This window comes from Acaryochloris marina MBIC11017, from assembly GCF_000018105.1.
Lineage (GTDB): Bacteria > Cyanobacteriota > Cyanobacteriia > Thermosynechococcales > Thermosynechococcaceae > Acaryochloris > Acaryochloris marina.
Genome location: NC_009925.1, coordinates 2,689,449 through 2,713,946, shown reverse-complemented (window position 1 = coordinate 2,713,946; position 24,498 = coordinate 2,689,449). Strand labels below are relative to the sequence as shown.

General features: G+C 49.1%; 25 protein-coding genes and 1 pseudogene. 11 read left to right on the top strand and 15 right to left on the bottom strand.

Translation table 11 applies throughout. The features are described from left to right. Window positions 1–93: 93 nt before the first annotated feature. On the bottom strand, window positions 94–1,029 hold the full coding sequence (locus tag AM1_RS12090) for an SDR family NAD(P)-dependent oxidoreductase (RefSeq protein ID WP_012163131.1): 936 nt from the start codon (window positions 1,027–1,029) through the stop codon (window positions 94–96). A gap of 89 nt (window positions 1,030–1,118) precedes the next feature. Next, window positions 1,119–2,054 carry an alpha/beta hydrolase gene (locus tag AM1_RS12085; RefSeq protein WP_012163130.1) on the bottom strand — a complete coding sequence of 312 codons (936 nt, stop codon included), beginning with the start codon at window positions 2,052–2,054 and terminating at the stop codon, window positions 1,119–1,121. A 115-nt stretch (window positions 2,055–2,169) separates the two neighbouring features. On the opposite strand from AM1_RS12085, the gene AM1_RS12080 reads away from it, so the two are divergent. The 3 genes from AM1_RS12080 (at window position 2,170) to AM1_RS40980 (ending at window position 3,266) form a co-directional block, all read left to right on the top strand. Further along, window positions 2,170–2,577 (top strand): TetR/AcrR family transcriptional regulator, encoded by a 408-nt coding sequence (locus AM1_RS12080; RefSeq protein ID WP_012163129.1) that lies wholly within the window; start codon window positions 2,170–2,172, stop codon window positions 2,575–2,577. Window positions 2,578–2,584: 7 nt separating this feature from the next. After that, window positions 2,585–2,758, top strand: coding sequence for a TetR/AcrR family transcriptional regulator C-terminal domain-containing protein (locus AM1_RS44435; protein WP_012163128.1), 174 nt, complete (start codon window positions 2,585–2,587; stop codon window positions 2,756–2,758). Window positions 2,759–3,038: 280 nt separating this feature from the next. After that, entirely contained in the window at window positions 3,039–3,266 is a 228-nt protein-coding gene (locus AM1_RS40980) for a hypothetical protein (RefSeq protein ID WP_148215733.1), read from the top strand. Here the strand turns inward: AM1_RS40980 and AM1_RS12075 are convergent. Beyond that, a pseudogene (locus AM1_RS12075) lies at window positions 3,259–3,786 on the bottom strand (response regulator); the annotation flags it as partial. The gene AM1_RS40980 and the pseudogene AM1_RS12075 sit on opposite strands and share 8 nt — an antisense overlap. A gap of 111 nt (window positions 3,787–3,897) precedes the next feature. Between AM1_RS12075 and AM1_RS39815 the strand changes: the two are divergent. Beyond that, window positions 3,898–4,780, top strand: a protein-coding gene (locus AM1_RS39815; protein WP_148215732.1) for an IS630-like element ISAcma31 family transposase whose coding sequence is annotated in 2 segments (ribosomal slippage) — window positions 3,898–4,224 and window positions 4,226–4,780 — 882 coding nt in all. Because the reading frame shifts where the segments join, the coding sequence is not laid out codon by codon here. 2 nt (window positions 4,781–4,782) lie between these two features. On the opposite strand, the gene AM1_RS42150 is transcribed toward AM1_RS39815, so the two are convergent. Genes AM1_RS42150 through AM1_RS12055 form a run of 3 tightly spaced genes read right to left on the bottom strand, consistent with a single transcriptional unit; the run spans window position 4,783 to window position 6,863 of the window. Beyond that, a complete protein-coding gene (locus AM1_RS42150) occupies window positions 4,783–4,944 on the bottom strand; it encodes a hypothetical protein (protein WP_187152934.1) in 162 nt (53 codons plus the stop codon). Then, window positions 4,944–5,825: an NmrA family NAD(P)-binding protein gene (locus AM1_RS12060; RefSeq protein WP_012163124.1), complete on the bottom strand. Its 882-nt coding sequence runs from the start codon at window positions 5,823–5,825 to the stop codon at window positions 4,944–4,946. The genes AM1_RS42150 and AM1_RS12060 overlap by 1 nt, the downstream gene beginning before the upstream one ends. 60 nt (window positions 5,826–5,885) lie before the next feature. Next, complete coding sequence (locus AM1_RS12055) at window positions 5,886–6,863, bottom strand: NmrA/HSCARG family protein (protein ID WP_269150237.1); 978 nt, start codon at window positions 6,861–6,863, stop codon at window positions 5,886–5,888. Between the two features lie 75 nt (window positions 6,864–6,938). Here AM1_RS12055 and AM1_RS12050 point away from each other — a divergent pair, with 75 nt between their 5' ends. The 5 genes from AM1_RS12050 (at window position 6,939) to AM1_RS12035 (ending at window position 12,535) form a co-directional block, all read left to right on the top strand. After that, window positions 6,939–7,943 (top strand): IS630 family transposase, encoded by a 1,005-nt coding sequence (locus AM1_RS12050; RefSeq protein WP_012163122.1) that lies wholly within the window; start codon window positions 6,939–6,941, stop codon window positions 7,941–7,943. Between the two features lie 151 nt (window positions 7,944–8,094). Then, window positions 8,095–9,021, top strand: coding sequence for a LysR family transcriptional regulator (locus AM1_RS12045; RefSeq protein ID WP_041659714.1), 927 nt, complete (start codon window positions 8,095–8,097; stop codon window positions 9,019–9,021). A gap of 673 nt (window positions 9,022–9,694) precedes the next feature. After that, window positions 9,695–10,054, top strand: coding sequence for a TetR/AcrR family transcriptional regulator (locus AM1_RS44255; RefSeq protein WP_083776759.1), 360 nt, complete (start codon window positions 9,695–9,697; stop codon window positions 10,052–10,054). 141 nt (window positions 10,055–10,195) lie between these two features. Beyond that, entirely contained in the window at window positions 10,196–11,194 is a 999-nt protein-coding gene (locus AM1_RS12040; protein ID WP_238549234.1) for a sulfurtransferase, read from the top strand. 120 nt (window positions 11,195–11,314) lie between these two features. Beyond that, window positions 11,315–12,535: a cysteine desulfurase family protein gene (locus AM1_RS12035; RefSeq protein WP_012163118.1), complete on the top strand. Its 1,221-nt coding sequence runs from the start codon at window positions 11,315–11,317 to the stop codon at window positions 12,533–12,535. 69 nt (window positions 12,536–12,604) lie between these two features. On the opposite strand, the gene AM1_RS12030 is transcribed toward AM1_RS12035, so the two are convergent. Further along, a complete protein-coding gene (locus AM1_RS12030) occupies window positions 12,605–13,312 on the bottom strand; it encodes a cupin domain-containing protein (protein WP_012163117.1) in 708 nt (235 codons plus the stop codon). A gap of 15 nt (window positions 13,313–13,327) precedes the next feature. Then, complete coding sequence (locus tag AM1_RS12025; RefSeq protein ID WP_012163116.1) at window positions 13,328–13,948, bottom strand: glutathione S-transferase family protein; 621 nt, start codon at window positions 13,946–13,948, stop codon at window positions 13,328–13,330. Window positions 13,949–14,061: 113 nt separating this feature from the next. Between AM1_RS12025 and AM1_RS12020 the strand changes: the two genes are divergently transcribed. Beyond that, on the top strand, window positions 14,062–14,616 hold the full coding sequence (locus tag AM1_RS12020) for a TetR/AcrR family transcriptional regulator (protein ID WP_012163115.1): 555 nt from the start codon (window positions 14,062–14,064) through the stop codon (window positions 14,614–14,616). Between the two features lie 42 nt (window positions 14,617–14,658). Here AM1_RS12020 and AM1_RS12015 read toward each other — a convergent pair whose 3' ends face one another. The 7 genes from AM1_RS12015 to surE all read right to left on the bottom strand — a co-directional run bounded on the left by AM1_RS12015 (window position 14,659) and on the right by surE (window position 22,284). Beyond that, the gene (locus tag AM1_RS12015; protein WP_012163114.1) at window positions 14,659–15,003 is read right to left on the bottom strand and encodes a hypothetical protein; all 345 of its coding nucleotides are present in this window, start codon (window positions 15,001–15,003) and stop codon (window positions 14,659–14,661) included. A gap of 276 nt (window positions 15,004–15,279) precedes the next feature. Further along, window positions 15,280–16,677, bottom strand: a complete 1,398-nt coding sequence (trmFO, locus tag AM1_RS12010; protein WP_012163113.1) for an FADH(2)-oxidizing methylenetetrahydrofolate--tRNA-(uracil(54)-C(5))-methyltransferase TrmFO — start codon at window positions 16,675–16,677, stop codon at window positions 15,280–15,282. A 51-nt stretch (window positions 16,678–16,728) separates the two neighbouring features. Beyond that, window positions 16,729–18,261: a family 10 glycosylhydrolase gene (locus AM1_RS12005; RefSeq protein WP_063710548.1), complete on the bottom strand. Its 1,533-nt coding sequence runs from the start codon at window positions 18,259–18,261 to the stop codon at window positions 16,729–16,731. Window positions 18,262–18,544: 283 nt separating this feature from the next. Further along, window positions 18,545–19,474 carry an AAA family ATPase gene (locus tag AM1_RS12000; RefSeq protein ID WP_012163111.1) on the bottom strand — a complete coding sequence of 310 codons (930 nt, stop codon included), beginning with the start codon at window positions 19,472–19,474 and terminating at the stop codon, window positions 18,545–18,547. 19 nt (window positions 19,475–19,493) lie between these two features. Beyond that, a complete protein-coding gene (locus tag AM1_RS11995) occupies window positions 19,494–20,417 on the bottom strand; it encodes a bifunctional riboflavin kinase/FAD synthetase (protein ID WP_012163110.1) in 924 nt (307 codons plus the stop codon). Window positions 20,418–20,455: 38 nt separating this feature from the next. Then, on the bottom strand, window positions 20,456–21,412 hold the full coding sequence (locus tag AM1_RS11990; protein WP_148215730.1) for an MBL fold metallo-hydrolase: 957 nt from the start codon (window positions 21,410–21,412) through the stop codon (window positions 20,456–20,458). A 65-nt stretch (window positions 21,413–21,477) separates the two neighbouring features. Continuing rightward, complete coding sequence (surE, locus tag AM1_RS11985) at window positions 21,478–22,284, bottom strand: 5'/3'-nucleotidase SurE (RefSeq protein WP_012163108.1); 807 nt, start codon at window positions 22,282–22,284, stop codon at window positions 21,478–21,480. A gap of 139 nt (window positions 22,285–22,423) precedes the next feature. Here surE and AM1_RS11980 point away from each other — a divergent pair, with 139 nt between their 5' ends. After that, window positions 22,424–24,427: a cation:proton antiporter domain-containing protein gene (locus AM1_RS11980; protein WP_012163107.1), complete on the top strand. Its 2,004-nt coding sequence runs from the start codon at window positions 22,424–22,426 to the stop codon at window positions 24,425–24,427. Window positions 24,428–24,498 lie beyond the last annotated feature (71 nt).

Sequence of the window (24,498 nt, the reverse complement as noted above, 5' to 3'; positions counted from 1 at the left end):
AGTAGTGGGGCTTCCAGCATGGATGAGGGTGACAGATGGGAGTGGTTCAGGCTGGTTTCGGTCCCAGTGCGGGTTTAGCTGCTGCGTTTAATCTCAGAACTCTGTGCCTAACAGATCGTTCGAAAGTATCCACAGTTGTTTTGCGCCATCGGCATCGTAGGCGTGTGGAGCGTATCCGCCATCGAGCACATCTCCGGCACCCGGCTCAGAAATGTGACAATCTTCCAGATACAGGCCTGTCTTGCCGCTCAGATCAGGCGATGTCGCAGCCCAGCAGGATGTTGCCGCTCCTTGAGGGACCGTCTTCCAGATATCCGGATAATCCTTGATCATCTGCTCAAACCTCTTGGCCATTTCCGGTTCCAGATTTCGGCCAAGCTCGGTCTGGATGCCGCCTGGGTGTACTGCAAAGCTGTTCACACCGTGATCTGCCCAACGACGAGCGAGTTCTACCGTGAACCAGATGTTTGCCGTTTTTGATTGACCATAGGCTTGAAGCGCTTCATAGTCGCGGTTTTGGAAATTCGGGTCGTCTAAATCTACCGTTGAATACCAGTGCCCAGCAGATGACAGGTTGACAACGCGGGCTTCTCCTGAGGCCTTGATGGCATCGACCAGCAAATTGGTCAGCAGAAAGTGACCCAGATGGTTCGTCGCAAACTGGCTTTCCCAACCCTCCGCGTTACGGGTCAACGGAGGTGCCATAATGCCTGCGTTGTTGATCAGAATATCGAGCTTTTCGTGACGGCTAAGCCACTCTTGGGCAAAGCTGCGAATCGTGGCAGGTTTGTCCAATTCCAAGACTGCGGTATTGGGCGAGCGACCCGTTTCCGATAGGATTGATTCGGCGACTTTAGACAGCTTATCTACTGATCTCGCAACGAGGGTGACATCAGCACCACAAGCGGCGGTCGCCCGCGCAGTCTCGGCCCCAAGACCTGTTGATGCTCCAGTTATAAGGACGGTCTTACCCGATAGATCAATGCCGTTGAGTACGTCGGTCGTCGTAGAGTTATTATCAAATTTCATGGTTCGTCTCATTTTCTTTTGAGGTGTTATTACCAGGCTGTATAAACAATCTGTGTGGCCTCTCCATTGATAGTTTGAACGCCTATCCTTTAGGCGATTGGATCAGGATGTTTCTTGAAAAACGCATCCACGATATCGACCACCTGGGCCATGTTCTCTGGAACGTCGTAGAGACCAACATGGCTGGCACCGGGAATCTCGTGGAACTCTTTTTCCGAGGTCACGAGGTCGTAGTACACGTTGGTACAGAGCGCGGTCTCAGCCTCGGACCCGACGATACCGCAGAAAGGTTGCACCAGCTTGTCAGCATAGTGCTCGCCAAGGTTCAGGGCCGTTGTTTCGTCGATATCCGCAAGAATTTCATTGGTGAAATTTGGATAGGTCGGTTTGCCGCCACGGGCGGTGCCGTAATAGTCATAGCCTTCCAGCACGCCCGCTGGCGCACCAACGTTTTTCTTCAGGAAGTCAGGGTCGGTGTAGCCGAAGACATCGCGGTTCATTGCCTGGCCGGTTTCGAACATTTTCTGGCGTGCGTCATTGGCCGCTTTGATGCGCGCGATGTAGGCGTTTTTGTCACCGAAGGTAATCATATCGGTCGCCAGCATCGCACTGACAGAGGCGAATGCCTTGACCCGCATGTCCGAAATGATGGTCGAGGCCATAATGCCACCGCCGCCACAGAAACCCAAACCGTTGATTTCGCCAACGAAAGGTAGCGATCTGAGATAGGAGATCGCATTACGGAGATCCTCAAATTTACGTGGAATATTTTCGTCGTCGCGGAAGCCTTCCTGATAGGTGTTGGACTCGCCTTTTGAGTTCCAGTCGAAGCTCAAAGCGACATAGCCGCGTTCTGCCATTCTCGGCCCGTAATTGCCCAGCACCTGATCCTTCACCTGTGGGAAGGGCGGGGTCATGACGATCCCTTCATAGATTTTGGACGGGTCGAAATCAGCAGGAAGATAGAGCTTGCCGACGATTTTGATGCCTTTGCTGTTGAAGGTAATTTTTTCGCTTGAGACCATCGTTGTCTCCTTGGTTTTGGGTTAAAAAGTAAACTACACTATTTACTTTAGTCTCAGTTCTCTAAAAAGTAAACAACAAATTTTACTTTTTTGATTTGCTAAGGTAAGAAACCACGTGAAACTCACTGAACGAAAACGAGAGAGCATTATTGAGGCAGCGATAGAGGAATTCCGAGAGCAGGGATTTCTGGGCGCTAAAACCACCCGAATTGCAAAACTTGCAGGGGTATCGAGCCGCACTCTATACAATCACTTTGAGACTAAAGAAGCTCTGTTTGACGTTGTTTCTGAAATTATGCTCGCGCGCAGCAATGTCATGTCGCCAGTGTCGTACGACCCGTCTCATGGATTGGAAGAACAATTGATTGATGCACTAGAAAAATATATCGGTGTCATTACCAATGGCGATGCTATTGGATTGCAACGTATTGTGATTTCCGAGTTCCTGCGGGACTTAGAGCGTTCTCGCACTATTTTTTGCGAAAGCCGCTACGCACGATTACCCAGTGACGAAGCTCATTAGTGAGGCCATGGATTCAGGTGCGCTTAGGAAAGCTGATCCTGAGTATGCGGCCAATCAACTGTTGGGTTTGGTCAAAACATTTTTCTTTTGGCCGGAGTTCTTGCTCGGCGAGAAGACGAAAACAAATGGAATCATGCAAGATTGTGTTGCGATGTTCCTGTCACACTACAAGACTCAGTGAATCGGGTGGAAATGTAATCATTACTCGCACACCATAACCGGAAGACGTTAATTCAAGACATCTATGACTCAATGGCATCTATTTTTTGAGGATTAAGCTTTGAAGTGATGGTTAACCTCATCTGTTGAGACTTTAATAACATCCGCCCGATCGTAAAAATCAAATTGAGTGACATCATCGCCCAGTCAGAGTTTTTCTATCGGAGCTTTTGTTCGCTGCGCGACAGCGTCCACTCCAACGAGAAGTGTAATCGCTGCGTTGCATGAGGTTGTTCTTTTCCGTGCTGCGTACCGAGCCAGCGGAACTCAAATCTCTACCTCACCCCAAGCTGATCTCCGCCCTTCATAGGCGTGGCATCATGGATCTAATTGATTCTTTCGTTCCCCCTCGCCTGTCTGCCTCTCGGGGTCCTGCTCCAGCAGTACGCTCCGCGCAGCTCCCAACAACAGCGCCGATAAAGGTATCCCCAGCAGCAGCGACTGAAGTAAATCGACCTTTGTTTAGCTAGGCTGGTCTTCCAGGGCCATTTGAGTTAGGTTCATGAGTACGTCATAGCGAAACTGTTGTGCCAGCTCAGAAATAGCTAATTTCAATCGACGATGCTCTTTAGGAATCTCAGTTAATAATTGATCAACCTGATTCGAATTTAGTTCAATCACCGCAGCATGCAACTTCTGAAGCCACGGACTAGAGATAGCGAGCAAAATAGCTGCAGTTAAGCCAAAGTCATCAATACAACTTTCATCATTCTGAATTTCAGCGTAAAGATATTGGACCCCTAAATGCTCGGCCAGCTTTTCCCAAATGATCGATTCCTTATAGGGCTTACGTACATAATCGTCACAGCCACTAGCTAAGGCTTTGCTACGGTCTTCCTCAAAAGCATTAGCAGTCAAGGCGATAATAATAGGCGGTTGAGGTTGGGTTTTGATTTGTTGAGCTGCTTGATATCCATCTAAGACTGGCATACGTAAATCTAACCAAATTAAATCAGGTTGCCATTGCTCTGACTGATTTACAGCATCTTGACCATTACTGACGGCTCAAACCTCGCATCCCACTAATTCCAATAACTTCACTAATATAGCCCTACGAAACTATGTTAGTACTATTGATATAGAAGATATCCCTACATTAGTATGCCAGCACCCTATAGTTATGACCTTCGTCGTAAAGCCGTTGATGCCTTCAAGAATGGTGAACGGAAAGTCGATATCTGTCGAATGTTGAACATCAGCCGTAATACCTTGCATCTATGGATAGTCCGCGAAGAAGCTACAGGTGACTGTCAGGCGATTACCAACTACCAACAAGGGGCTCGCCACAAGATCACAGATTGGGAGCGCTTTCGTGAATTTGCTCAAGAGCATGGGGGTAAAACCCAGGCCCAAATGGCTAAGCTATGGGGGGATAATGTCACCCAGCAAAATATCAGTGATGCCTTGAGAAAACTGGGATTGAGTCGAAAAAAAGACCTATGGCTATCGAGAACGAGATGAAACACAACGTCAAGCATTTATAGAACGATTACAGACCAAACACCCTCATCAGATCGTCTATGTAGACGAAGCGGGTATCGATAATCGAGCGGACTATCCTTATGGATACTGCCCTGTGGGTCAACGATTTTATGACCTCAAATCAGGCAAGCGGACAGAGCGAGTCAGTTTTATTGCTGCGCTCAAAGAAGGCCAGTTATTTTCTCCCATGATCTTTGAAGGGTCTTGCAATCGGTTGTTATTCGAAGCGTGGTTACAGCAGAGTCTTATATCCCAGTTACAACTTGGCGATGTGATTGTGATTGATAATGCCAGTTTTCATCATGGCCAGAGGATCGAAGAAATCGTAGCTGAAGCAGGCTGTGAGATTTGGTATCTACCGAGCTATTCTCCAGATCTCAATAAAATCGAGCGATGGTGGTTTGTGCTCAAAAACTGGATGAAGCAGCGGTGGGATGAATTTGATACCTTTCGTGATTGTGTGGATGCTGCTTTCAAAGAGCGTACTAACATATATCCGTAGTGCTATAATTGTTGACTTTCAAGGTTATCCTCCGCGACTAAAATACGGAGTGTTTGCTGCCCAGGTGCTAATCCCAGCACCTGACCTTGATCTGCACGAATTTCAGGTTCACAGCCTAAGTCCATCAGCTCATATCTTGCACCAAGATATGAGTCACAGAACATCAAGCAATCAAATGATTTCGATGTCGTTTAGCGAACGTCTGCCAAGTCATTGGCTTACGCCCGGTAATTGCTGCAAAATTATTGAAGGTAGCATCAGCATTAGGAATAGCATCTTCGTTATTGAGCTTGAATTGTGTATAGACACTGTTGATATACGCTGGATCAGCCCCAGCAGCTAACGAATTTTCCAAAAACTCCTCTGGTGGTCGAGCTTCGGCAGTGAAGTTTTGGCCTGTCACCTGGGTAAAAATCTCTGCAACCTCATCAAAGGTCTTAGCGTCGTAACCTAAGGGAATCACTTGTCCCGCATATTTCTCTGGCTCCCTTAGAGCATGGGCAACCACTAAGGCCAAGTCATCGCAGTCAATCCAGCTCCAGCGAGCACGGCCAGCAAAATGGCGAATGACGGTACCATCCAACCATCGGAAGCCGGGGCCAGTTATGTTTTGCATGAAAGCTTCTGGGCGTAAGTGAGTATAGCTAAAGCCTTTCTTCTCAATATAGGCTTCCACCATTTGATGCCATCCCCAGTGGGATACTTCATTCGTGGGTGCAGTGGATGCACCAATATGAACAATATGCTGAACACCTGTTGTTTGGGCTGCATCCAAAAATCGCTTACTCTGACGCAACATATCGACGGTATATCCGGTTAAGAGCAGAGCGCGATCAATGTCCTTGAGTTCAGGTTCTAGGGTTTCGGGCTCATCTAGATCGAGAATGACAGTTTTAATGCCTTGATCTTGGAAAGTCCTTGCTTGTTCTGGGGAACGAACTGCGGCAATGGGATTACTATCTCCCTCTAGTTGGAGTTGTCGTAGCGTTTCACCTCCAACTTTCCCGGTTGCACCTACAACAAGAATATTCGGATAATTAGTCATGATGTTTTTGTCCTTATGAGTATATTGAATCGTTCTAGCTATCTCGTTAAATAACTAGCGTTACTTACTGCCAGTGATTGGATCTTTTTGCACTGCACGGGCTTCACCCTTCCAGTTAGTTTCTTTTAGCCAATCTGCAAACGAACGTAGACCAGGGTGGAGTTGTCTCAGGAATTCATAGTCACGGGGGGCGGCGTACCCCTCTCGATAGAGCCTAAAGTTATTGACAACATCATGGGCATTGGGAATCCCGGACGACAAAAAGGCTTCCAATGTGGGCGGATTGTATTCAGCTGGAATGCCTGTCACCTGAGTGAAAGTTTCGACGACGTTAGACATCGGTAATTCTTCGGACGCAACACGCAGCGTTCTACCGCCCCAAGTCTTTCGGTCAGATAGCATTATGGTTACGAAGGTACCGATATCATCCAATGCAACCATCTGCCAGGGCGCATCACCCGAAAGTGGGCCAGTGAACAGTAATCCTTCTCGGCCATCGGAGAGCGTTCCAGATTCTGGTAAAAAGATGGATTGAAAGTTCTCAAAGTAAGGGGCTGTTACCAACACGCTGACGTGATTGGAGTACCAACCATCATCGACCTGTTGCATGTATTCATCGGAGCGTCGCCAGTCGATTTCGTGCTCGACCGCTGCCTTTGCATCATAGTGAGGGAGCATTAATAGACCACCAGATAGTGAAGCTACTGCATCTAAGGATGAGTAGATGAAGTGATCCACACCTGACTGTCGAGCTAATTCAAGAGCGCGAACCCCCTGCTCCTTTTCAACGGTAAAACTAGCTTCTGCCCAAAAATTAGTATTGCAAAAGACAGCGGTTACATCTGTCATTGCTTGCTGAAGGCTAGCTTCATCGTTGAGATCGCCTTGGCGAATAGAAACTTTCCCCTCCCCTTGTTCAACGAGTTGCTGCGCTGTTTCACTATCGGGAGAGCGCGAAAAAATGGCGATTTGCCAATCAACGCTGTCCTGAAGCAATGAACGGACAACCGCTCGTCCCATTGCACCCGTCCCGCCAATTAAGTAGATAGCCAGAAATATTTACATCATAATAAGTGGTTTCAGTTCAGTTGATAGCGAATAGCTTGTAGCCCAATGAAACAACGTTTTATTCAGGGATTGAGCCCAGAGACCATCCATTTACTCAGCCGGATTCATCGCCATAGTTATCACCACCAAGTCCGTCAACGTGCCCATTGCATTCTGTTGAGTTTTGAAGGGTTCAATGTCACAGAGTTAATGAGCATCTTTGCCGTCACCCGAAAAACGGTTTATACCTGGTTAGATGATTGGGACAACCACTGCTTAGTGGGTCTGTATGATCAGCCAGGCCGGGGCCGTAAACCTAAGTTGAATGACGTGCAGAAGGAGCAAATCCGAGCGTGGGCAAAAATGACTCCGCATAACCTCAATGCTGTGTTGGCCAAGATCAAAGAAGCCTGGAACATAGCGGTGAGCAAAACCACCCTCAAGCGCATCCTCAAATCATGTTCCATGAGCTGGCGTCGTCTCAGGCGGGTCGTTGCAGGCCAGCCAGACCCAGTGGAGTATGAAACCAAACGTCATCAGTTAGAGGTCTTGAAGCGCCAAGAGGAAAAAGGTGAGCTGGACCTGAGATATCTCGATGAAAGCGGGTTTTGCTTAGTGCCGTATGTCCCCTATGCTTGGCAGGAGAAAGGGGAAACACTAGGACTTCCCAGTCAACGCAGCAGTCGATTCAACGTGTTGGGGTTGATGAATCGGCACAATGACCTCACTTCCTATGTGTTTGACAAGAGTATTACCAGTGCTGTGGTGGTGGCCTGTATCGATGATTTTAGTAGGACCTGTGATCAACACACGGTTGTGGTGATGGATCAAGCCAGCGTCCATAAAAACGCTGAAATTGAAGAAAAAATTGAGGACTGGAAAGCCAAGAATGTCGAAATTTTCTGGCTACCTACCTATTCACCGCATCTGAATTTGATTGAGATTTTCTGGCGTTTTATGAAATATGAGTGGATTGAATTTGCTGCCTACAAGTGTTTAGGCAGCCTGAGTCTGTACATCGACAAAATCCTTAAGGGCTTCGGAAAAGATTATGTAATTGATTTTGGATAGGTACTTACCAAAGCTGTCTTTATCTCTGACATATACGATAGCCTTTTCAAAACCCTTTATTCTCTTGGCTCCAGCGGATTTACCGCGTTGCCATATTTCGACTATAAAAGGGCTGTATTATAATGTCTAATTCATGATAAATATAAACATTATGAATTCAGTGCATAATCAGATCGATCTCAATCTACTCCATATCTTTGAAGCTGTGATGATGGAGTTAAATGTTAGCCGTGCTGCTGAACGATTAAATATGACTCAACCTGCTGTGAGTCATGCGCTTCGAAGGCTCAGACGCATTACTAATGATGAACTGTTTTTGAAAGTTCCGAGCGGCGTGAGTCCAACGCCTAAAGCTCTAGAACTCTGGGGACCGATTCGTGAGGGGCTAGTGCATATTCGACTAGCGCTCTCGCCACCTTCATTTGAGCCCTTTTCATCAATGCAGACGTTTACATTGGCAATGGCTGATTACTCGGTAGCTCTTTTTTTACCAAAGTTGCTACCAATTTTGGCTCATTCCGCACCTAATATAAATATCCGCATCGTTCCGAACACAAACATTAATGCGGCGAAGCTGCTCGAACAATCTGAAATTGATCTGGCCATGGGGCGATTTTATCGCTCGACCGTTCGGCTCAGAGTGCAGGAGATTATAGGTGATCGCTACATCTGCATCATGCGTAAAGACCATCCTTTAGCCCATAAACGACTGACTCTCAAGCAATACATCAAGGCTGATCATCTCCTTGTAACTTTAACTGGAGAGGCAACAGGACTGGTTGATAAACAACTGAGGGAGATGGACTTGAGTCGCCGTATTGCCCTAACGGTTAATCAGTTTACGCTGGTTCCTGAACTGATTGCAGGTTCTGATTTAATCTCAGCAATTCCTCTCCGTATGGTGGAGCGGAATCCTTTTAGAACGGACTTACACATCACTGAGTTGCCTCTCAAAATAGCTCCTGCTTTCTTGCAAATGATGTGGCACGAGCGTAGTCAGGTCGATCCAGCCCATGAATGGTTAAGGAGTCAACTGTTTGAAATTGTTCAAGATTTACCAACTGTCACAATCCCTTAAGAGGACAGAAGTAGATCTCCCCATAGGTCGTTTATCATCTAACGTTCATGAAATTGTTGTTATGTCTGTACTGAGTCTTTTGCACACATTATTCATACCTGAACGGGAGTAGACAACCTACTCTCGAATATAAGACTATGACTTCCTTGAGCTCCAACAACTACTGAAAGCTATATCCAGTGATGCTTACAGCCTCCAGATAGCTGCTAAGCCAAAAATGATATTTCCTTGGAACCTATGTCTGGAAAGGGTTTCAGGAATTTACATAACCTGAGTTTGGGATAAGCTAAAACCCTTATTCTTGCGTAGGCTGAACCCTGCATTCTTCCGTAAAAAAGGCCCAAAAATGGGCTTAATCCGAATTGGGGTTACATACCTTGAAAACTTCAAAAAATATTGCTTAAAACCCAAGCTATCAGACTGTTATAGTGCGCTTCGCGCGGCTACCAACAACAGCGCTGATAAAGGTACCACACAGCGGCTTTCTTGCAACCCCTCCGGTACTCCTGCTTCCTGCTCTCCGCTTCGCTAAGTAGTGGGTTTACTATGACCTTCGACACTTCGGAGAGAAAAGAACTATCAAGTAGAGGTTAGCAAGTGACTAGTGGTTACTTATTTATGAGTTGGGCAAGAGCACGTAGTCAAAGCCAATAAAGATGCTAGGTGAGAGAAAATTCTTGAAGCAGCTCAGTCTCTCTTCTCTGAGCTGGCATATGAAGAAATTGGCCTCAACCGGATTGCCCGTGAGGTAGGGATTAGCAAAGCCAAGATTTATCGTTACTTCTCAACCCGAGAAGAGATTTTCTTAGTAATTTACGAAGCAGAACAAATCAAGTCCGATTTTGAACTTAAGTCTGGGGTTCGCTTCAGTTATTGCCCAGCAGCCAATTCAGGACGTCTTGGGAATACTGTCCTGCAAGGTTACACGGATTGCTATCAAAAGACCGTCGGCTCATCCATTTCTCAAAGGTACTTCGGTTGTACCTACTGGAGTCCATTAGAGCCTATCAGGGCTGAAAATGTATTGAGATAAAACGGTTTACAGTAAAAATTTAGATAAGCTAGGAAGTATATTTAGTAGGCTTGTGAAAACTTTGGTCTAGTTGATTAGTCATCCGCCGATCTCAAGTTCGAGTCTTATCACCAGCTTTTTGATTTTTATCCTACCGATAGGATGATGCTTAACCCCATTCCTGCCAAGGTGAGACGAGCTGTAGTTCTGGGAATCGTGCTGTTGTTGGGTGCGATCGCATTTACCCAAACAACAATCACTACTCCTCATACCCATTCTCCACAGGCTGCTTACACGCTCCGGCCTCAACCTCCTAAGCTTGAACAAACCTGGGTGGTTAGTGCCTTAGAAGCGAAAGTTCTGATCGAACAAGGCGCTACTCTCCTGGATGCCCGAGGGAATCAGTGGTTTGGGCTCAATCGGTTATCGGGAAGTGTGTCGATACGATGGCAAGATTTTTCTCCCTCTAATAAAGTCCGTAAAGGAACGCTGTTAGAGAGCGATGCAGTTTTAAATCAGAAATTAAGGAAGCTAGGAATCTCTCAAGAGCGGCCTGTCGTCGTTTTTGCAAATCCGCCCCAGGGGTGGGGAGAGGAAGGCCGCATTGTCTGGATGTTAAGAACTCTGGGTCATTCCCAGGCGGTGATGGTGGACGGTGGATATTCAGCCTTAGCTTCATTGAACCTGAAGGCCCCAGAAATATCTCAGCTAGGAGATTTTGAGATTCACAGAATGCCCACTTGGCAGATTCAGAAAGCAGCCTTAAAAGCGGCACTGGATCAACCCGATTTAGTCTTAATCGATACACGTACTCCCAAAGAGTATGCTGGTGCAACCCCTTATGGCGAGAAACGGCGAGGACATGTGCCGGGGGCCATTTCACTCCATTTTCAGGAACTATTAACACCTCAAGGAAAGCTGTTACCCCGAGATCAGATTGTGGCCAAACTCGCTGAGTTGGGGATTACCCAAGCGTCTGAAGTGGTGGCTTACTGTACTGGAGGGATTCGCTCGGGATGGCTGACGGTGGTTCTGGCGGACTTGGGATATCAGGTGCAAAATTATGCAGGTTCAATGTGGGAATGGTCTGCAGGGTCTCCGCAAGAGTTTCCGCTGACCGTTCAGTCTCAGGGGCTAAAGGCGACGGATATGCCACAGTAAAGAGGTGCGATCGCACGCCACACAGATAACCTTAGATATCACACCTATTAATTCCCACTGTTTATACCTAACTTGATACATCTGCAGAAACAGTTTGTGGTCTTCACTGGCGAAATTTGAATGATGCCCCCCCTGCCTGAGCGTCCGATTTATCTAGATTGCCAAGCCACGACGCCCGTTGACCCTAGGGTCGTCGAGGCGATGCTGCCCTACTTTACGGACTGTCCGGGCAATCCTTCTAGCAGCTCTCACCTCTATGGTTGGGAAGCAAAAGCAGTAGTTGATCTAGCGCGGGAGACCATTGCTCAGGCCATCAGCGCAGATCCACAAGAGATTATCTTTACCAGTGGCGCAACGGAGGCCAATAATTTAGCGATTAAAGGGGTAGCGGAAGCCTATCTCAGTAAAGGGCGGCATCTGATTACGATGCAAACAGAACATAATGCTGTTTTAGAACCCTGTAAATATCTCGAAAAGCTGGGATTTGAGGTAACGTATCTGCTGCCCCAACCGGATGGACTGTTGGATGTGAAGGTTCTGGAACAAGCAATCCGGGTCGATACGATTTTAGTGTCGGTCATGGCAGCGAATAATGAAATAGGGGTATTACAGCCATTGTCTGAAATCGGTCAGGTGTGCCGTCAGCACAATGTTCTTTTTCATACGGATGCGGCTCAGGCGATTGGCAAAATCCCTTTAGATGTGGAGGCGATGCAGATCGATTTATTGTCGATGACGGGGCATAAGCTCTATGGTCCCAAAGGGATTGGGGCGCTGTATATTCGCAATCGCAATCCCCATGTGCAGGTTGCGGCTCAACTGCAGGGGGGTGGGCAAGAACGAAATGTGCGATCGGGGACGTTACCAACACCACAAATTGTTGGTTTGGGGAAAGCGATTGAGCTAGGGTTAGCTGAGCAAACGGCAGAGGCAGAGCGGCTAACGGTGCTTAGAAACCGGCTCTGGCAAGAGCTTCAGGTATTGAACGGAATTCACTTGAATGGTCATCCGCAACAGCGATTACCGGGGTGTTTGTCGGTCAGTTTTGAAGGGATAGATGGTGCGGCGTTGTTATTGGGGCTGCAGCCCTATGTGGCGTTGTCTTCAGGATCTGCATGTGCATCTAGTAAACCCACTCCCTCGCATGTGTTAACGGCTTTAGGGAGGTCTGCTCAACTCTCTAAAGCGACGCTGAGATTTGGGTTAGGTCGATTTACGACTCAAGCAGAGATCGAGCAGGCAGCTCGCCATGTGATCCGCACGATTCAACAAGGCCAATCATCACAAAAACTTGATGATACAGCTCAGCCTGAGTTGGTAAAACCTGAAATCCAACCTTGATAAATCGTTTCTCAACTCTTTTAAATCCTGAAAGCGTGCCCTCGAGATCGCCCCCCAAAGTAGCGACGACTAATGGTTCCTTGTTTTTGGGACACTCCCCGGTAATTGATCTAAGTCAACATACCGTAGATGTCCCTCCTTGACCCAGCAGTAACATCCGGTAGACCCCGCTTGCGCCGATAGCGTCGCCCCTATCGGTAGCCTGAGCCAAGAGTACTGAGTAAAGGTTTCGCCTTGCTCAATAAACTGTCCTTCTAAAACCAGAAGCTCTAAACCACCACTGGCTTGATAGTCGATGATTGTCCCCGGTTGCCAGCGCTCCAGGCGAACAGACTCCCGATCATCTTGAAACAAAGGCGTTTGTAACACACCAGATCGCTCTGGAATATTTTGTTGTGACCTGTTGTAAGGAGCTATGTGCACATGGGTTCGATCCTGCAGATCAAACTGCCACAGCTTCACAAAAATAGTGCAGCCTAACTCAGAACCAGGCTGATGCTTCGACTCGGGTGGGTTGCGAATATAGCTCCCTGCGGGGAAATCACCCTGTTCATCCTGAAACACTCCTTCCAACACCAGGAATTCTTCGCCCCCCGTATGTACGTGGGGTGAAAAAGAACTATTCGGGGCATAGCGCACAATTGAGGTAGCACGGGCCACTTCATCACCCACGCGATCCAGCATCCGCCGCTCGACACCTGGCATGGGTGAAGGAATCCAATCGAGCTGAGCAGCATGGACCACTGCTCGCTGGTTAAAGTCTGCATTTAACTCCATGCTGCTCTCCTTGTTTTAGCCTGCGACGCTGGGACGTTGACTGACGCGTTCACGCCAGGCTTTCAAATGACCACACTCTGCTGGAATCTCAATCTTGGCAAAATCTGCAAATACTAAGCCTGCAAAAGCCGTGATATCGGCCATCGAAAATTGCTCACCCGCTAAATATGTGTTTTGGGCTAGCACATCATTGAGATAGTGCATGCCTGCAATGGCCTTTTGGCGTTGATGCTCTCCCCATTCTGAACACTGATAAGCCTCGATATCTGGCCCTAATCCAGGGGTTGCATGATGAAAATATAGGCCAACCGCATCCAGCAGACCTGCTTCAGCTCGGCGCTGCATCATATGAATCATAGCCCGTTCTTTGGGAGTCCGACCGGTTAGCGTAGTTTCACCTGAGGTGTGGTCCAGATATTCTGTAATGGCTGTGCACTCAGCAATGGTCGTGCCGTCGTCTAACTCAAGGACAGGAACGGTTCCAGAAGGATTTTTAGCCAGAAATTCAGACTGTTTGTGCTCTCCATTGGGCACGTCAACAGAGACAAACTCTACGGCCTCAGTCAATCCCTTCTCTGCTAAGGCGATGCGAACCCGAGCGGGATTTGGAAAACCTTTGAATTCATACACTTTCATAGGGGTGAAAACTCATCTATCTATCGATAGATAGATAATGGCTTATCCGAATTCTGTTTGTCAAGACTTTTGGGTCTGCAGGGTATATTGGGCCAATAGGATGTGATAAGGCGATGGCTGATACACTCAATCTTCTGTTAGACGCTGCTGAACAACGGATTCGTGCCTATGGTTATCACGCCGTCAGCTTCCGGGAGCTAGCAGATGCGCTGGGCATCAAGAGTTCAAGTGTGCATTACTATTTCCCGCAGAAAGAAGATTTAGGCGTTGCCCTTGTCCGTCGCTATTCGGAGCAGTTTGACAGGGGACTAGCAGCTATTCCCGATGGTTCTGTCGGCCAAAAGTTGCAGGCTTTTTGTGGCCTCTATCGGGCTTCTCTGATGGCTAACGATACGCTTTGTCTGTGTGGCATGTTGGGGGTTGAAAGCGGGGGATTGCCCGAACCGGTTGTCAAGGCGGTGCAGCAGTTTCTGCAGGCAAATGTTGATTGGGTGGCTGAAGCGATGTCTGCTGAGGTAGCGCTTGCTGAGCGCCAGAGTCAGGCAGCTACGTTGGTGGCAGGACTGCAAGGGGCCATGATGATGGCGGTCTGTTTAAAGGACCTAACCTATTTTGATCAGACCGTGAAGCAATTACTTAAGTCCTATGCAGTGGATTGGCCACAGTAGTCTCTATCAGGTTGACCATATTTTGCTCTCAGGACGGCTCACTCAAACTTGGAAACAGCTTATCGTAGAGGCTTCTTCAGGAAATGGAGTGCCGCAGTAGAGACAATGAGGTTTCTTGCTTTGCTGAACCCGCCCACATTTGACACAGTTCTGAGCGGCATTCTTGTCTTCTATGTTTTGCAATGCTTCTAGCAGGTCCTGCTCTGACAGTCCTGAGGTGGTCTGTAATAACTGCCACATGGCTTGACAGGCTAAAGACAGTTTTTGAACGGATTGACGCAGTTCTTCAATCGATTCTTGGCTTTCTTGAACAGTGCGAGCGGTGCGTTTGTTCTCGGTCTGAGCCTTAGAAATGCGCTGATTTTGGCGGATGTCATAAAGGCTCATTTTGTTTCCTTTGTAAGTTGGTAAGGGTGATGCAGGGCTAGGGATGTTGAACAAACAGATTGCTAATGATAAGATTCCCTCATTTCTGCCTGCTTCTATCAAGTGAGGCTACTATACCTTTTGAGAAAAGCATTTGAGGGAACAGCTATACGAAAACAGTTGGTAAGAACTTGTAGTATTCTTCACCAACGGTTCTCGTGTATTGGGCTGTTTCAAGTAGCGTTATGTCGTATTCAAATCAATACATTACAAGGGTTCGTTGAGCGTCTGGCTGAATTACATACTGGCCGAGTTAGCCGCAACCGTTTGCCGAAAGAGAGAAGGTTCCGCAATCCAGGCGGTTAGATCGGCTAAGGCGCGATCGCGATAGACTCCATAACGCTCACGCTTATTCCGAACTCGCTGCGGCAGATCAGGAATAATGCCAAAGTTAGGGGGCATCGGCTGAAAATGCTTCGGTGTAGCTGAACTGATAAATTCAAACAGCGAACCACTCATGGTGGTTGTCGGTAGAACCACAGGGTTCAGCCCCTGAGCTAAGCGCACTGCATTTGTGCCTGCTAGCCACCCTCCTGCCGTCGCCGCTGTATAGCCCTCCGTACCGATCAACTGTCCCGCTGCCAGTAACGTCGGCCGTTGCTTAAACTGTAAGGTGGGATGAAGCAATTCCGGCGCATTGATAAACGTATTGCGATGCATCACCCCCATGCGTACAAACTCTGCCGATTCCAATCCTGGAATCATCTGGAATACCCGCTTTTGTTCACCCCAGCGCAGATTAGTCTGGAAACCGACTAGATTCCAGAGCTTGCCTGCCTTATCTTCCTGGCGGAGTTGAGCCACGGCATAGGGACGATACTTCTGGTTTTCCGGTGCTTTAAAGTCGCCATAGCGGGCATCGAATAGACCTACAGGCTTGAGGGGGCCATAGCGCATTGTGTCTTCACCCCGGCGGGCCATTTCTTCAATGGGTAAGCAGCCCTCGAAGAATTTAGCGGTTTCTTTTTCAAAGTCTTTGAGTTCAGCCTGTTCCGCTGCACAGAGGGCCTGCCAAAAGGCTAAATATTGCTCCCGATTCATGGGGCAGTTGAGATAGGCCGCTTCGCCTCGGTCGTAGCGAGAGGCCAGAAATGCCACATCTCGGTTAATGGATTCACCGACGATGATGGGACTGGCAGCATCAAAAAAGCTGAGATAATCTTGGCCGGTAAATTGGTGCAAACTCTCCGTTAAAGCGGCACTGGTCAATGGTCCAGAGGTCAATACGACAGTGCCATCGATGGGTAAGGTGGGAACTTCACCCCGGCGCAATTCGACATTAGGATGCTCAGCCAAGGTTTCTGTCAAATTTCGGCTAAAAACGCCTCGGTCTACTGCTAGTGCTCCCCCAGCAGGGACCTGATGTTCATCGGCTTTGCGAATAATGATGGAACCGAGCTGGCGCAGTTCAGCATGGAGCAATCCGGCGGCGCGATCGCTAGCTTGTGCACCAAAGGAATTACTACAGACCAACTCAGCCAGCTGGTCTGTGTGGTGAGCGGGCGTCAGCCGCTCTTCCTCCACAGAACGCATCTCATGCAAAATCACGGGCCATCCCGCTTGGGCAATTTGCCAAGCGGCCTCAGTCCCTGCGAGTCCTCCCCCAATCACCTGAATGGGTTGTTGATGGTCCATGGTGTTCGTCTGCAAGCGTCTCCTTTACCAGGATAGTCGCAGTCTTGGTTCTTAAGGGCTGATTGAAGATTGGCGGGTATCCTCTCCTGGCAGCAAGGTGACCCGACAAGAACGGCGGGCATTGGCGAACTGAGGATCTTGCCAAGAAAAGTCAAAATGGCTAACGGTGCGAACTTGGGGGGCCACTCGGCGAATGGCCGACATTTGGGTCTCTAAGGAGGGGCGATTGCGGTAGGTTTGGCCCCATCGCCCGGCAATCACAGGCTTGACCTGAGCCCCCGAGGCTCGCTGTAAGACCCGCTGCACTTGCTGGACAATACAGCTGGTGTTGCCACAGGTGCCGTAGGACATGGCATGCCATTCGATATTTTTGGGGAATCGGTGCCAGGGTTGCATTCTAGAGTCATAGCCTTGGCCCACTCGACGGTTGGCATCCGGGAAAAAGGCGGCTCCGGCAGGCACACCTTGGCGCATCGAAGTGGTGGCAAAAATTGAGAGATAATCCACAATCCCTTGGTAGGCATGGGCGACGCTCAACAACCACAAATCTCGATTTAAGCGCGTGGTGCGAACTCCGACGGGGGGGAGCTTGCCCTTGGGAACTTGGCGGCCTTGCCAAAGGGCTGCTTTTTCCTTGGGATATTGACTATCAAAACTTTTTAACGTACCTGCTGAGATCGAACCTTGCTGGAGATAATGCTGGATGACGGCCCGCCCCTTTTGATTAGTCGCCCGGTCAATCAACGCTTGGCGGGACGAATTGCCAAACACCCATAGATCGCTGAGCTTACTGCTAACGGAAGCCCCGCCGGTTTGGCGAGGATAGCGAATATAGTCAAATAAGACCCCATCGGGTTTGCGCTGTAAGATGGCCTGCAGCATACGGGCATAGTCTTGGCGGGCTTGGGCGCTATAGGGATCGACAAAGGCTCGATCAATATCGCCGTTATCGAGGTTGATATTGGGGTCGGCATAGTCCAACAGAGTTAGACTGGTTTTGCCTTGGCCATTTCGGGCCAATACGGAGTTGCGATCGCTCCGTTGTCCATATTGGTGGCCATAATTGAGGCTAAACATCCAGGCATAGACTTTCAACCCTCGGGCTCGTCCCTTTTTAATCGTCTCTGCTAGCAGATCTCGATTGGCATACTTGGGATTGCGAATTTCTGAAGACCAAGTCGTCGGGTTATTAGCGGCGGGCAATAGAACCCGACCGTTATAAAACACTTCTACATAGACTTGGTTGTAGCCTCGGCTGACGATCCGGTCTAAAAGCGTGTCAAGGACACCGGGTTCTAAGTCACATTCATGCAACCGCAGCCAGATCGCCTGATTTTGGGGCCAATTGCGGGATCGACATTGCTGCAGTTCTTGGGCATCTGCAGCCACTTGTCGGTCATAGGCTCGCTGGGCTTCAACATCTCCAGCAATGGCTGCCCGTAGAAGTTTGAGTTTGGCTTTGGCTGCACCGGCAGGGGAATGGCAGAATCCTGGCACTTGTGCCTGGACGGGCGCCATACTGATGCTAATGGGCAAGGCCAGAGAACAAAGTGCCAGAGGCAACCAAGAAAATGTCTTTGTCATAGGGGCAGCAGAGGAGTGCAGAAAGTAGAGGTTCACCTGATCTCAACGCCAACCGCTTTGCAATCTCATAGATTGGTAGCCGTTGGCAAAGGCATCCATCCCCACTTATAAAATACGAGGGGATCGATTATGTGCTGACTTAAGGATGAATCAAGCTTAGATAGCCCAGATCAGCGGGTATCGTCGCTCTGCACATACCGAGATGCTATATCTCTCTGACGCCAGGTTATTCGAGGCGGTTCCAAGGTTGGGGCTGATCGGTTGGTGCTAGGGCAGAAAACCGTTAGGGAATTGCGATCGCACCCAGTAACTGCTCCACAATTCCTTGGGCAGAATGCCCAGCCGCAGGAATCAAGCGATGGCGAAGGACGTAGGGCGCTAAAAATTTGACATCATCGGGTAAAACGTAATCTCTCCCGTTCAGCAGTGCTAAGGCCTGGCTGGTGCGTTGGAGGGTCACCGTTCCCCTAGGGCTGATGCCCAACGTAATATCATCGTGCTCCCGTGTCGCGCGAACCAACGCCAAAATATAGCGCTGGACTGAAGCTTCCACATGAATTGCCTGACAGTCTTGCTGAAGCTGCTTGACCTCCGCCAAGGTAATGCAGGGTTGTAAGGTCTGAAACGATTTGCCTGACTGCAGACGTTCTAACATTTGTAATTCTTCTGCTTCTGAGGGATACCCCAGACTCAAAGATAAGGCAAACCGATCCAGCTGGGCTTCCGGTAAGGGAAATGTGCCCTGATATTCAACGGGGTTTTGGGTGGCAATCACAAAAAATGGATCGAGGACGGGATGAGAAACCCCATCAATGGTGACTTGGGCTTCTTCCATCACCTCTAGTAGGGCAGACTGAGTTCGGGGCGTGGCTCGGTTAATTTCATCTGTGAGCAAGACATTGGCAAAAATAGGACCGGCTAAAAACTCAAACTTGCCTTCTTGGGGGTTCCAAATATTGGTCCCCGTTAAATCACTGGGAAGTAAATCGGGAGTGCATTGAATGCGGTGAAATTGACCATCAATGGAGCGGGCCAAGGATTTCGCTAGCAGGGTTTTACCGACGCCAGGCACATCTTCCAGGAGGGCATGGCCGCCTGACAGTAAGGCAACCAAGACTAACTGAATGGCCTCATGTTTGCCGACGATGACAGTCCCGAGATTATCTTGCAGGCGCTGCACTGGAGGCCGGATACTGGTCAGAGTATTCACCATAGTTACCTAAGGAGATGGGTTATACAACCGCTGCGAGGGATGCCCGAGCGATCTCGCAATCGGCCTGGATTTGGGCTTTGAGATCCGCTAAAGAGGCAAATTTTTGTTCCGATCGCAGAAATTGCTGCAAATGCACAGTCACAGTATGCCCATACAGATCCCCAGACCAATCGAGTAGATGAACTTCTAAGCTGGGTTGCTGACCGTCGACCGTGGGGCGGCAGCCCCAGTTCATAACGCCAGGTTGGGGTTGAGACCAAAGGTTGCTGGTAACGCTAACGCTATAAACGCCCGTCCGAGGGCAAAATTTATCCGTAGGCACCTGCAAATTTGCGGTCGGAAAGCCTAGGGTACGGCCTAACTGCTGCCCTTTAACCACGGTTCCCGTGAGGTCATAGGCTCGTCCCAACATTTGCTGGGCTTTCTCCAGGTTCCCTTCCAGTAACGCTTCACGAATGGCAGAGCTGCTAATGGGTTCTGAACCGTTTGTTTGAGGTGCGGTGATGGAGACGGGGATTTGATACTGACCTGCGATCGCAACCAAGTCTTCTGCTGTTCCGGCCCGCTGATAGCCAAAACAGAAATTAAAGCCCACGCTAATAAACTGCGCCTGCAGCTGGGCCACCAAAATATCTTTGACAAAGTCCTGGGGACTGAGATTGGCTAATGCTTGGTCAAAGGGGATCAGCACCAGCTGATCGACCCCTAAATTTTCTAGTAACGTGGCTTTTTCAGACAGGGGTGTCAGTAGCGGCTGATGCTCACCCGAGAAAAAAGCTTGGGGGTGAGGGTTAAAGGCAACCACCGTCACCTGGGCTGTATCTGAGCGGTTAGACAGCAGAGACTGAATGACCTGACAATGCCCTTGATGGATGCCATCAAAGTTGCCAAGGGCAATCACTGTTGGTGTTCGAACCGTCTCTAATGATGAAGTAACCCACACAACTCAAATTCTGACACAGTTTAGGCCCGTCAGCTTAATCATGCACGATCAGGCACGGAAGAAATGGCACGACCGAGTTCGGCATACTGCAAAGAAGATTGGCCATTCGGGGTTAGGGTAATGCTTAAGCCTTCTTGGGCAATGATTGAGTTCGTAAATTGATGACCCGCTTTGCGCCCGATATCATCTAAGAAAACATCATTGTGGAGGGGATCATGATGGAACAGAACGAGCTGATCGACCTTCGCCGCTTTCGCAATTTTAATCGCTTCTTGCCAGGTGGAATGTCCCCAGCCCACCTTACTATTGCCCGCTTCATGATATTCAGCATCGGTATAGGTGGCATCGTAGATCAATACATGGGCTTGATCGGCCAAGGCCAACACATTGGGATCTAGGGCATCTGGAAAATGCTCAGTATCGGTGATATAGCTGACCGTCAATCCCTGCCATTCCAACCGATAGCCGATAGATCCACCCGGATGATTGAGGATGGCATTGCGAATCGTAATATCTTCAACTTCGACGATTTGGCCAGCTTCCAAATCATAAAAATCTAGACTTCCCCCCATAATCTGTAGAGGCACAGGGAAGTTGGGGTGCAGCATCTGATCCGTTAAGCGTTTCTCGATGGTCTTACCATCGGATCCTCTGGTGCCGTAGATATGGAAACGGTTACCCGGCATAAATGCAGGGGAGAAAAAAGGAAATCCTTGAATATGATCCCAGTGGGTATGGGAAAAGAAAATATGAGCTTCGACCGGTAGATGTTTGAGCATCTCTTGTCCCAGGACTCTGAGGCCCGTCCCACCATCAAAGATGAATTTCTGATGTCCGGCTTGTACTTCCACACAGGGGGTATTACCACCGTAACGAACGGTGTGTAGCCCTGGACAAGCAATACTGCCCCTGACGCCCCAAAAGCGAACCGTAAGCTTTTCTTGCATAAATGGCTTGTGGATGGCCTGGACCGAATCGGCCGTTAGTCCAATCATATCGAAGCAATGAAACTTCTGCGGGTTTCTGTGAATTTTAGCCCAAATAAGAACAATTCGTGTGATCAAATCACGGATTGGCGTTTCTGGAGGGGTGTAAGCCAGGCCAATAAAGGATTTAGACTATTGTTCGCAGTCAGATTATATTGCAAAGGCGTGATCGCAATGCATCGTTGACGAATCGCCTGAACATCTGTGAGGACAAATGGATCGGCCATCCTATCGTCTTCTAAATCTTCCATCACTTCTCCCGCCAGCCAATAATACGTTTTTCCTCTTGGATCGATTCGTTTTTCGAATAGGTCATGGTAACGACGGATCCCCTGACGAGTGAGGGCAACCCCTTGAATCTGATCGGCAGGTACAGCAGGGACATTCACATTTAACAACATAGGCTCCGATAAAGGATGCTGAATCAGATGTTCTAATAACTGCTGGCCAAAATTAGCCGCTGGCTGAAACTGTTGGTCTGTAAAGCTGCTATAACTAAAGGCAATACTCGTAATTCCTTCAATGACTCCTTCCATGGCTGCTGAGACCGTCCCTGAGTACAGGACGTCTGTGCCTAAATTGGGGCCTTGATTAATCCCCGACAAGACGAAATCTGGTGGACTGTCTAGGAGTGCGCCTAGGGCTAACTTGATACAGTCTGCAGGCGTACCAGAACAGGCCCAGGCAGTGACCTGATCTACAAACATGGACTGTACTTGTTCGGCACGAATCGGCTGATGGATGGTGAGCCCATGTCCGGTGGCTGAGCGTTCTCGATCTGGGCAAACAACGGTGACCTCATGGTCTGGGGCGAGGGTATTGGCTAAGGCCCTGACACCGGGGGCAAAAATACCATCATCATTGCCAACTAAGATTTTCATGGACCTCCGATGAAGACAAAGACAGCTCGATTGCTTGTGCAGGATTGTATATTAACGATGCTGCTTGCATCTTACAGATGAAGACTGCTGGATTGATGTTAGAGTAGCCTGTCTTCAGAAATTGCTCCTAGAGTAAGGTATGGCTGCAGAACTTTCTCTTATTGTCGATATGGTAGCGGTTTTAGGGACTGCTGCTGTGGGTGGTTATCTCACGACCCGTCTGGGACAGCCTGCCTTATTGGGCTATTTACTCGCAGGTTTGGCCGTGGGGCCGTCTGGCTTAGAGATTGTTAAAGCCGAAGGAGCCATTAACTTTTTTGCGGAGATGGGCGTCGTCCTGCTGCTCTTTGCCCTGGGGGTTGAGTTCTCTTTCAGCAATCTCTTAAAAGTCCGCAAAATTGCCTTGGGCGGAGGTACCTTGCAAGTTCTGCTCACCACCCTGTTGGGCGGTGGCTTGGCCTACTTCACCCGGTGGGTCGAGACGTTACCCCAAGCGATTTTTTTGGGAGCAGTGCTCTCCCTCTCCTCAACTGCTGTGGTGCTCAAAAGTTTGATTGAGCGCAATGAGATGCAGACGGTTCATGGCCAAGTCATGCTGGGCATTCTGATTATTCAGGATTTGAGCTTGGGATTGATGCTAGCGGTACTGCCCATCTTGACTCAACCGGCTGCCACCATCGGTCAAGCTCTGCTGTTCGCGGTGCTCAAAACCGCCTTGTTTTTTCTCATCGCCATTGTTGCAGGACTGAAAATTGTCCCGACTTTGATGAAGAAGGTGGCTCAGACCGGATCGCAAGAGCTGTTTGTGCTGAGTGTGGTTGCTCTGTGTATGGGCGTGGCGTTGGCCACAGCGTCCATGGGCTTAGGGATTGAGATGGGGGCGTTTGTCGCCGGATTAATGATTTCCCAGGTGGAATATGCAGACCATGCCTTGCAAAGTATTTTGCCCATGCGAGATGTCTTTGCCACCTTGTTCTTTGCCTCGATTGGCATGTTGATTGACCCCTTATTTCTAGTTCAAAATTTGGGGACTCTGCTCAGTTTGGTGGCGATTGTGATGATCGGTAAGGCCCTGATTGTTACGACTTTAGTGGTGATCTTTGGCTATGGTTTCAGCACAGCCCTAAAGGTGGGTTTGGGCATTAATCAAATTGGAGAATTTTCTTTTGTGCTGGCGGGGGTCGCTGTGGAGCTAAAGCTGTTCTCCCCTCGGCTCTATGGCTTGATGGTCGGGACGACGGCTATTACCCTGCTGATTACTCCCTTTGTGTTTAAATTGTCGACGCGTCTTCCCAGTTATCTCCAGCGCCTTCCGGGGATTGGTCGCTGGTTTATCTATGCTCAACGGCCCCGAGAAGTGGTCATTCCCGAGGTGTTAACGGGGCATTGTGTTGTGGCGGGCTATGGTCGGGTTGGACAAACCTTGGTACGGATGTTGCGATCGCAACGCCATCCCGTCCTGGTGATTGAAAATAACGAAGCCACCCTCCAGACTTTACGAGATCAAAAACTCCCCTATTTGTTTGGGGATGCGTCGAGTGAGTTGGTATTGCGTAAATCTAAACTCGATCGAGCCCGTGTTCTCGCCATCGCCCTTCCGGATCCCTTGGCAACTCGATTGACCTTGAAGCGGGCGTTAAGTATGGTTCCTGGTTTAGATGTCACGGTCCGTGCCCATGCCATCCAAGAGATTGATGTGCTCTACCAACTGGGAGCTAAAGAGGTAGTCCAGCCAGAATTTGAAGCATCTCTGGAAATGGGAGCCCATGTCCTACTCAACTTGGGGGACCCGATTCAACAGGTGCAAACCATCGCCAATACCTATCGGGCTGGCCACTACCGGGAAATTGTGCCGAAACAGTTGGGGGATCGTATGCCCCCCGAATTAGGCAGTGCGGTGGAAGGACTCGAAGGTCGCTGGTATGCCCTAAAGCCTAACTCTCCCTTTATCAATCAAACCATTGCCCAAACCCAGATCCGGAGTCGCACAGGAGCCACCATTATGGCGGTGCGGCGGGGCCAGCGTATCTTTCGATATCCCCATGCCCAGACTCTACTGGAAGTTGGTGATCGATTGCTGTTAGTGGGCAGCCCCCACGAGCGCCATTCGTTTGAGAATCTACTTGCACAAACCACTCCCTAGGAATAGGTCATCTGTCAAAGCGGCCCATCAAGCTTCAAGGTGGGGATCATGGGCTGGTAGAATTTATTCGC

Bases quoted from the DNA above. Each gene is read 5' to 3' on its own strand.
- AM1_RS12045 (WP_041659714.1), top strand. From the start codon at position 8,095: ATGAATTCAGTGCATAATCAGATCGATCTCAATCTACTCCATATCTTT.
- AM1_RS12030 (WP_012163117.1), bottom strand. From the start codon at position 13,312: ATGGAGTTAAATGCAGACTTTAACCAGCGAGCAGTGGTCCATGCTGCT.
- AM1_RS12085 (WP_012163130.1), bottom strand. From the start codon at position 2,054: ATGGTCTCAAGCGAAAAAATTACCTTCAACAGCAAAGGCATCAAAATC.
- AM1_RS12020 (WP_012163115.1), top strand. From the start codon at position 14,062: ATGGCTGATACACTCAATCTTCTGTTAGACGCTGCTGAACAACGGATT.
- AM1_RS42150 (WP_187152934.1), bottom strand. From the start codon at position 4,944: ATGTTCTGTGACTCATATCTTGGTGCAAGATATGAGCTGATGGACTTA.
- AM1_RS12035 (WP_012163118.1), top strand. From the start codon at position 11,315: ATGATGCCCCCCCTGCCTGAGCGTCCGATTTATCTAGATTGCCAAGCC.
- AM1_RS12025 (WP_012163116.1), bottom strand. From the start codon at position 13,948: ATGAAAGTGTATGAATTCAAAGGTTTTCCAAATCCCGCTCGGGTTCGC.
- AM1_RS12090 (WP_012163131.1), bottom strand. From the start codon at position 1,029: ATGAAATTTGATAATAACTCTACGACGACCGACGTACTCAACGGCATT.
- AM1_RS12015 (WP_012163114.1), bottom strand. From the start codon at position 15,003: ATGAGCCTTTATGACATCCGCCAAAATCAGCGCATTTCTAAGGCTCAG.
- AM1_RS12000 (WP_012163111.1), bottom strand. From the start codon at position 19,474: ATGGTGAATACTCTGACCAGTATCCGGCCTCCAGTGCAGCGCCTGCAA.
- AM1_RS44435 (WP_012163128.1), top strand. From the start codon at position 2,585: ATGGATTCAGGTGCGCTTAGGAAAGCTGATCCTGAGTATGCGGCCAAT.
- AM1_RS12050 (WP_012163122.1), top strand. From the start codon at position 6,939: ATGAAACAACGTTTTATTCAGGGATTGAGCCCAGAGACCATCCATTTA.
- AM1_RS12060 (WP_012163124.1), bottom strand. From the start codon at position 5,825: ATGACTAATTATCCGAATATTCTTGTTGTAGGTGCAACCGGGAAAGTT.
- surE (WP_012163108.1), bottom strand. From the start codon at position 22,284: ATGAAAATCTTAGTTGGCAATGATGATGGTATTTTTGCCCCCGGTGTC.
- AM1_RS12040 (WP_238549234.1), top strand. From the start codon at position 10,196: ATGATGCTTAACCCCATTCCTGCCAAGGTGAGACGAGCTGTAGTTCTG.
- trmFO (WP_012163113.1), bottom strand. From the start codon at position 16,677: ATGGACCATCAACAACCCATTCAGGTGATTGGGGGAGGACTCGCAGGG.
- AM1_RS11990 (WP_148215730.1), bottom strand. From the start codon at position 21,412: ATGATTGGACTAACGGCCGATTCGGTCCAGGCCATCCACAAGCCATTT.
- AM1_RS11980 (WP_012163107.1), top strand. From the start codon at position 22,424: ATGGCTGCAGAACTTTCTCTTATTGTCGATATGGTAGCGGTTTTAGGG.
- AM1_RS12005 (WP_063710548.1), bottom strand. From the start codon at position 18,261: ATGACAAAGACATTTTCTTGGTTGCCTCTGGCACTTTGTTCTCTGGCC.